Source organism: Gemmatimonadota bacterium (assembly GCA_026705765.1).
In the GTDB taxonomy this organism is placed as follows: Bacteria; Latescibacterota; UBA2968; order UBA2968; family UBA2968; genus VXRD01.
The window spans coordinates 1-7,071 of record JAPPAB010000032.1 but is presented as its reverse complement, the minus strand read 5'-3'; the positions used below and the strand labels follow the sequence as shown (position 1 = coordinate 7,071).

Genomic DNA, 7,071 nt, shown 5'->3' with positions numbered 1-7,071 from the left:
CCCAGGCTGCTGCCCTGATCTTCCGCGGGCGCCGGTGATTCACCGGCGCCCGCGTATGTGGTTTGAAGAGGCGAGGGCTTCGGAGCCGACACTGCCCGAGGCCGTGGCTCTGGCGACGGCGACGCGCGATGGAAAGCCTTCGGTGCGTATGGTGCTGGTGAAGCAGTGCGATCAAGAGGGGTTTGTGTTTTTTACAAATCTGGAGAGTCGCAAGGCCGATGAGTTGGCGGAGAATCCCAGAGCCGCTTTGCTGTTTCACTGGAAGTCGCTGGTCAGGCAGGTGCGTATTGAGGGTAGGGTTGAGGCTGTTTCGGATGAGGTGTCCAGGGCGTATTTTGATTCGCGTCCTCGGGGTAGTCGCTTGAGTGCGTGGGCGTCACCTCAAAGTGAGGCGATTCCCGATCGGGCGTTTTTGGAAGGTCGCGTGGCAGAGTTGGATCGAAAATATCCGGGCGACGATTTGCCGTTGCCGGATTTTTGGGGGGGCTATCGGGTGGTTCCCGATCAGTTTGAATTTTGGGTGAATAGGGATGATCGGTTGCACGATCGGTTTTTGTATGTTCGGCAAGGTGATGGCGCGTGGAAACGCACTTTGCTGGCACCGTAGAGGAGGATGGGAATGACCAAACTCAGTGTGAATTTGAATCGGGTGGCGCTGCTGCGGAATAGCCGTCCGCTTACTTTTCCCAGTGTGACGAGGGCGGCGCAGGTGTGTATTGATGCAGGGGCGCATGGGATTACGGTGCATCCCCGGCCCGACGAGCGACATATTCGCAGGACGGATGTTTATGAGTTGAAAGAAATGATTTCGGGGGTGGAGTACAATATTGAGGGCAATCCCTTTCCCGATTTTATGGATATGGTGCGGGATGTGGTGCCAGACCAGTGTACGCTGGTGCCGGATGAACCGGATCAAAGTACGTCGGATCACGGTTGGGATTTGAGGCGGGATGGCGAGCGGCTTGTGCCGATTATTGCGGAGTTGAAGGGGCTGGGTATTCGGGTTTCTCTGTTTATGGATCCGGTGCCGGAAGATATGGTTCTGGCAAAGGATCTGGGTGCGGATCGCGTGGAGCTTTATACGGAGTCTTATGCTTCTGCTTATGACGGGGGCGATGTGGGTCCTGTTTTTCGGCAGTACGCGGCTTCGGCTCGCGCAGCGCAAGATGCCGGGCTGGGGGTTAATGCGGGGCACGATCTCAATCTCGATAATTTGGGTGAGTTTGTGACGATTCCCGGGATTCTCGAAGTGTCTATTGGTCACGCACTGATCGCAGATACTGTTTTTATGGGACTGGAGAATACGGTGAAGGCGTATTTGAAGGTGTTGGGGTATGGGTGAGGTGCACATCATCCCCAACGCCATTGACAAAGCGTTTTCATTTGTTTATTATTGCTCGTTGGGCCAGTTAGTGAGTGAAGTATTACTAAGAAAGGATTATCCAACGCGATGAATGTGCAGGTTACCGAGTCGGGGACGTGGCGTCGGACATTGGAGATTGAAGCTCCGGCTGAGGATGTGGATAAGCGTCTCAATGATGCTTACAGGAAGTATAGCAAGACCCTTAATTTGCCGGGTTTTCGCAAGGGTAAAATTCCCCTGAGCGTTATCAAACGGCAATTTGGGCCGGCCATCCAGGGCGAGGTTGTCCAGGAGATGGTTGAGGAGTTTTACCGGGAGGCGAGCGAGGCCGAGGGTATTCAACCCGTTTCCCAGGCGAGTATTGACGATATCAATTTTGAAGAGGGACAGCCTCTGGTGTTCAAGGCTTCTGTCGATGTCCGTCCAGAGATAACCGTGGAGACCTATAAGGGGCTGAAGGTGACGCGGCCCGTGTTTGCAGTTGAAGACGAGCACGTTGAAGGTCGGCTGCGGTATATGCAAGAGGAGAGTGCGACCGAGCAGGTCGTGGAGCGCGCTGCTGATCTCGACGATGTGGTTTTTGCCGATGTCGAAGAACTCGATGAGGGCGGCAGTCCCGTGGCCGATCACAGGTCAGAAGATCAATCGATTCGGCTGTTTAAGACGGAAGACGATAAGCCGACTGAACTGGCAGAGCAATTGATGGGTATTTCGGCTGGTGAGGCCCGTGAGGTTACAATTACGCGGCCCGTTCAGGATGAGCACGACCCTGATCACGATGATCATGAGCAGGGGGATCACGACGAAGAACCCAGAGAAGAGACCGTGATGTTTCGCGTGACGGCAAAAGAAATACGCGAGCGCGAGTTGCCCGAATTGGATGATGCATTGGCTCAGGATGTCGGCGGTGTGGAGACGTTGGACGAACTCAAGACGCAAATTCGGAATGAGATGCAGACGCAGTACGAGCAGGTGATTCGCCAGCGCGTTGAGGAGAATTTGATGGATGCGCTGATCGAGGAGAATCCTTTTGAGGTTCCCGATAGCATGGTCGAAAACTATCTCGATGGTATGATTGAGTCATACAAGCGGGAGCAAGCGGGTCACGATCAAGGAATTGACGAAGATGCGATTCGCGAGGAGGGGCGCGATCAAGCCGAGCGCGGTGTCAAACGCTTTTTGTTGATGGATGCTGTTGCCGATCAGGAAAATATCGAGGTGACGGATGACGATCTGGACAAGCATCTCGAAGAGATGTCGCAACGGCACAATATTGAAGGGCCGCGGCTGCGTCAGATTTTGAGCCGAACCGAACAGCTCGATCAGATTGAGTCGGAGATTAAAACGCAGAAGACGTTTGATTTTCTCATCGATAATGCAGATGTCGAAGATGTTGAGGAAGTTGAAGGCGAATAGGCGAATAGGTTTTACATTTAAATAACAAAATGGGGTTTGATGTGGCTCTGGTTCCTACAGTTCTCGAACAGACAGGGCGTGGCGAGCGCGCGTATGACATTTTTTCGCGGCTGTTGCGCGATAATATTATTTTTATTGGTACGCCGATTAACGATACGATTGCCAATCTGGTGATTGCTCAGATGTTGTTTTGCACATCTGAAACACCCGAGAAGCCGATTCGGCTGTATATCAATTCTCCCGGTGGTAGTATTACGGCGGGTCTGGCGATTTACGATACGATGCAGTACGTGCCCAACGATATTGAGACGGTTTGTGTGGGGCAGGCTTTTTCACTGGGTGCCGTGCTTCTTGCAGGGGGAACGAAGGGGCAGCGCCGCGCATTGCCCAATTCGCGCATTTTGCTGCATCAACCCATTGGCGGTGCAGGCGGTCAGGCTTCGGATATCGAACGCCACGCCGAAGAGATTTTGCAATATCGCGATCGGTTGAACGCCATTTTATCCGATTGTACAGGTCAGCCTATTGAGCGCATAGAAAAGGATGCAGATCGCGATTTCTTTATGTCGGCTGATGAGGCACAGGAGTATGGTTTGATTGACGAAGTGCTCATTCCCGATCAAGATCCCAACCCCGATATCGACGAAGCCTTGTTATGAGGAGTGGGGCGTTATGAAAAGACGAACTTCCAGAACAGAAATTCGCTGTTCTTTTTGTGGCAAGAGTGCCGATCAGGTCGATAAGATCGTTACCGGTCCGAGCGTGAATATTTGTAGCGAGTGTATCAAGCTGTGCAATGAGGTTTTGCGAGAGGACGATCTCAAAAAGCCCGTGACGCTTCACAAAGGGTTGCCCAAGCCGCAGGAGATTAAGGATCGTCTCGACGATTATGTGATTGGCCAGGAGCGGGCCAAGCGCGTTCTTTCGGTTGCGGTGTATAATCATTACAAGCGCATTCGGTCCAATCAGTCTGCGGATGACGTCGAACTCGATAAGAGCAATATTTTGCTTATGGGACCCACGGGTACTGGCAAGACGCTTTTGGCGCAGACGCTGGCGCGTATTTTACAGGTTCCATTTTCGATTGCCGATGCCACTATTTTGACCGAGGCGGGGTATGTTGGGGAAGATGTTGAGAATATTCTGGTGCGTTTGCTTCAGGCGGCGGATTACGATGTGGCGCAGGCAGAGATGGGTATTTTGTATTTGGACGAGGTCGATAAAATTTCTCGAAAGTCGGCGAATCCATCTATTACGCGCGATGTGTCTGGAGAAGGTGTTCAGCAGGCTTTGTTGAAGATTCTGGAAGGTACGGTGGCGAGTATTCCGCCCAAGGGGGGGCGCAAGCATCCCGAACAACCCCTGATTCAGCTCAATACAAAGAATATTCTGTTTATCTGTGGCGGTGCATTTGATGGTTTGGAAAGCGTTATTAGCACCCGCATTGGCAAGAAGACCATTGGTTTTGGAGCTGATTCGAACGATTTGGATGAGCAAAGTACCGGTGAGATTTTCCAGCATGCCGAGCCAGAAGATTTGATCAAATACGGTTTGATTCCAGAACTGGTTGGGCGCATGCCCGTGATGTGCGCGTTGGGCGATCTGGACGAGGCCGCTCTGTTGCAGATTTTGACGGAGCCGCAAAATGCAATTACGAAGCAATATCAAAAGTTGTTCGAACTCGATGGGGTTGAACTGACCTTTGAGGATGACGCGTTGCGTGAGGTTGTTCGCATTACGCAGGATAAGGGTACAGGCGCGCGCGGGTTGCGGTCGGTTCTCGAGACGGTTATGACGGATTTGATGTACGATATACCCTCCAGTGAGAATATAACCGAGGTCACGGTGACCTGCGATATGGTTCAAAACCGCAACAAGCCGCGTATTGAGGTTCTCGAATCCACACAAAAACGCGCTTAAAAAGATAGATATTTCCCACAGATGGGGAACCGGGGCCGAATTGGACCCCGGTTTTCGTTTGTGTGAAAGGGCGGTCATGCAATTCCATTCTGCCGAATTTGTTACGAGTGTTGGCTTTTTGAGGCAGTTGCCTCGCGATGGGATGGCCGAGATTGCATTTGCGGGGCGTTCCAATGTGGGCAAGTCGTCGTTGCTCAATCGGCTGTTCAATCGGAAAAATTTGGCGAAGACGAGTAGCACGCCCGGCAAGACGCGGACGCTGAATTTTTATCGCGTAAATCACGCGTATTATTTTGTCGATTTGCCCGGTTATGGCTATGCAAAGCGCAGTTTGCAAGAGCGCCAGACGTGGGGGCAGTTGATTGAGGGGTATGTGCAGGATCGGTCTGCAATCAGAGGTTTTGTTCAGTTGATCGATGCGAGGCACGATCCGAGCCGGGATGATTTGCAGATGATTGACTGGCTGGTGCACGGCAACAAGCCGTTTGTGGTGGTTGCTACCAAGGCGGATAAGTTGTCGGGTCATAAGCTCAAAAGCCGATTGGATCAAACCCGTCGGATGCTCGCTTTGCACGGCGATTTTAGCCTTGTGCCGTTTTCCGCGACGACGGGGCGCGGCAAGGATGCGGTTTGGCGATGGATTGGAGAGGTGCTGAATGTTTGACTATCGGGTAAAGAATGCCGAGGAGATTCCCACGCCTGCGCTGCTGGTTTACAAGGCGGCGGTGGCGCATAATATTCGCGCGATTGGAGATATGATGGGCGGGTATGCGCGTTTGCGTCCGCATATTAAGACGCATAAGATGTCGCAGATTGCGCGTATGGAGATGGATGAGGGGATTGATAAGTTTAAGTGTGCAACGCCCAAAGAGGCGGCGATGCTCGCCGCGATTGGTGCGACCGATGTGTTGATTTCTTATCATATCGTGGGGGCAAATATTGGGCGCGTGGTGGATTTGAAGCGGTTGTATCCCGGTGTCGATTTGAAAGTGATTGCGGATGATGGGGACGCGATTCAGGCGTTGTCCGATGCCTGTACATCGGCGGGTGTGATTCTGGGCGTTATGGTGGATGTCAATACGGGGATGGATCGCACGGGGGCATTGCCCGGTGCGCCTTCGCTGGCTCTGGCTCAGCAGATTGCACAGTCGTCGGGGTTGTGTTTTGCGGGTTTGCATGTGTATGATGGGCATGTGGCTGATTTCGATGGGGATATGCGTCAAAAGACGGCGTTTGAGTCGATTGCGCGGGCTGTTGAGACCCGGTGTCTGATAGAACGGTCCGGCATTGAGGTCGAGAAATTGGTGGCTTCGGGGTCGCCGGGTTTTGAGCATACGCAACGGGTGGATGGGGTGGATGAGGTTTCGCCGGGGACGTGGATTTTTTGGGATATCGGGTATAGTGATAAGTTACAGAGTCCCTTTGAGTGGGCAGCACTGGTTTTGTCCAGTGTGATCAGTACGACCCGCGCAGATCTCGTTACACTGGATGCGGGTAGCAAGTCGGTTGCGCCCGATACGCCTGTGCCCCATTTTCGAGCGTTGGGGTTGCCAGATGATATTGCGTTTGTGCGGCGCAATGAGGAGCACCAGTTGTTGCAATTGCCGGAGGGCACGCCGCGACCGCGTGTGGGCGATCAGTTTTATCTGGTGCCGCGCCATGTATGTACGACTGTGAATTTGTGGGATGAGGTATGTGTGATTGATGAAGACGGGATGTTTGTGGAGACCTGGGCCGTGGATGCGAGAGGGCATTGAGTGAAAATGGAAAAGGTTCTGATTGCCGATTCACTGGCTGATGGCTGGCAGAATGTTTTTGCTTCTTCAGATATAGAAGTCGATGTACATACGGGGCTGTCTGAAGATGCATTGTGTGAGATTATCGGCGATTATGCCGGGCTGATTGTGCGCAGTGCAACGCGGATTACGCAACGGGTGATTGAGGCGGGTGTGGATCTTCGCGCGATTGGTCGGGCAGGTGCCGGGGTGGATAATATTGATGTGGATGCCGCGACTGAGCGGGGGATTGTGGTGATGAATGCACCGGGTGGCAATACGATTTCTGCTGCCGAGTACGCGATGGCGATGATGATGGCGCTGTCTCGCAATATCCCCCAGGCGACGGCTTCGCTTAAGGCTGGGGAATGGGAGCGGGGCAAGTACACGGGTGTTGAATTATACGGCAAAACTCTGGGTATTATTGGCGTGGGGCGCGTTGGTCAGCAGGTGGCGCGGCGCGCGCATGCATTTGGTATGACATTGTTGGGTGCCGATCCTTTTTTGTCGGATGATCTGGCGCGGCTGTTGCATATACAGCATCATGCGCCTCAGCCGCTTCGCCATGGGGCTCAGCCTCTTATACCCGGACGACTT

The 7,071-nt window shown here is 53.0% G+C and carries 8 protein-coding genes; all 8 read left to right on the top strand.

What is annotated here, in order from left to right; all coding sequences use genetic code 11:
- The first annotated feature begins 55 nt into the window (after positions 1-55).
- Positions 56-607, top strand: a complete 552-nt coding sequence (pdxH, locus tag OXH16_04210) for a pyridoxamine 5'-phosphate oxidase (GenBank protein ID MCY3680575.1) — start codon at positions 56-58, stop codon at positions 605-607.
- 12 nt (positions 608-619) lie between these two features.
- A complete protein-coding gene (locus tag OXH16_04205; GenBank protein ID MCY3680574.1) occupies positions 620-1,342 on the top strand; it encodes a pyridoxine 5'-phosphate synthase in 723 nt (240 codons plus the stop codon).
- Positions 1,343-1,450: 108 nt separating this feature from the next.
- The gene (gene tig, locus OXH16_04200) at positions 1,451-2,779 is read left to right on the top strand and encodes a trigger factor (protein ID MCY3680573.1); all 1,329 of its coding nucleotides are present in this window, start codon (positions 1,451-1,453) and stop codon (positions 2,777-2,779) included.
- Between the two features lie 29 nt (positions 2,780-2,808).
- On the top strand, positions 2,809-3,438 hold the full coding sequence (locus OXH16_04195) for an ATP-dependent Clp protease proteolytic subunit (protein ID MCY3680572.1): 630 nt from the start codon (positions 2,809-2,811) through the stop codon (positions 3,436-3,438).
- Positions 3,439-3,451: 13 nt separating this feature from the next.
- Complete coding sequence (clpX, locus tag OXH16_04190) at positions 3,452-4,699, top strand: ATP-dependent Clp protease ATP-binding subunit ClpX (GenBank protein ID MCY3680571.1); 1,248 nt, start codon at positions 3,452-3,454, stop codon at positions 4,697-4,699.
- 76 nt (positions 4,700-4,775) lie between these two features.
- Positions 4,776-5,363 carry a ribosome biogenesis GTP-binding protein YihA/YsxC gene (yihA, locus tag OXH16_04185; protein ID MCY3680570.1) on the top strand — a complete coding sequence of 196 codons (588 nt, stop codon included), beginning with the start codon at positions 4,776-4,778 and terminating at the stop codon, positions 5,361-5,363.
- Complete coding sequence (locus OXH16_04180) at positions 5,356-6,456, top strand: alanine racemase (protein ID MCY3680569.1); 1,101 nt, start codon at positions 5,356-5,358, stop codon at positions 6,454-6,456. Before yihA ends, OXH16_04180 begins: the two co-directional genes overlap by 8 nt.
- 6 nt (positions 6,457-6,462) lie before the next feature.
- Positions 6,463-7,071, top strand: a 609-nt coding sequence (locus OXH16_04175) for a phosphoglycerate dehydrogenase (protein MCY3680568.1), incomplete at its 3' end; no start/stop codon positions are given.

Coding starts and splice junctions, on each gene's coding strand:
- OXH16_04195 (MCY3680572.1), top strand. CDS start 2,809: ATGGGGTTTGATGTGGCTCTGGTTCCTACAGTTCTCGAACAGACAGGG.
- OXH16_04205 (MCY3680574.1), top strand. CDS start 620: ATGACCAAACTCAGTGTGAATTTGAATCGGGTGGCGCTGCTGCGGAAT.
- pdxH (MCY3680575.1), top strand. CDS start 56: ATGTGGTTTGAAGAGGCGAGGGCTTCGGAGCCGACACTGCCCGAGGCC.
- yihA (MCY3680570.1), top strand. CDS start 4,776: ATGCAATTCCATTCTGCCGAATTTGTTACGAGTGTTGGCTTTTTGAGG.
- clpX (MCY3680571.1), top strand. CDS start 3,452: ATGAAAAGACGAACTTCCAGAACAGAAATTCGCTGTTCTTTTTGTGGC.
- tig (MCY3680573.1), top strand. CDS start 1,451: ATGAATGTGCAGGTTACCGAGTCGGGGACGTGGCGTCGGACATTGGAG.
- OXH16_04180 (MCY3680569.1), top strand. CDS start 5,356: ATGTTTGACTATCGGGTAAAGAATGCCGAGGAGATTCCCACGCCTGCG.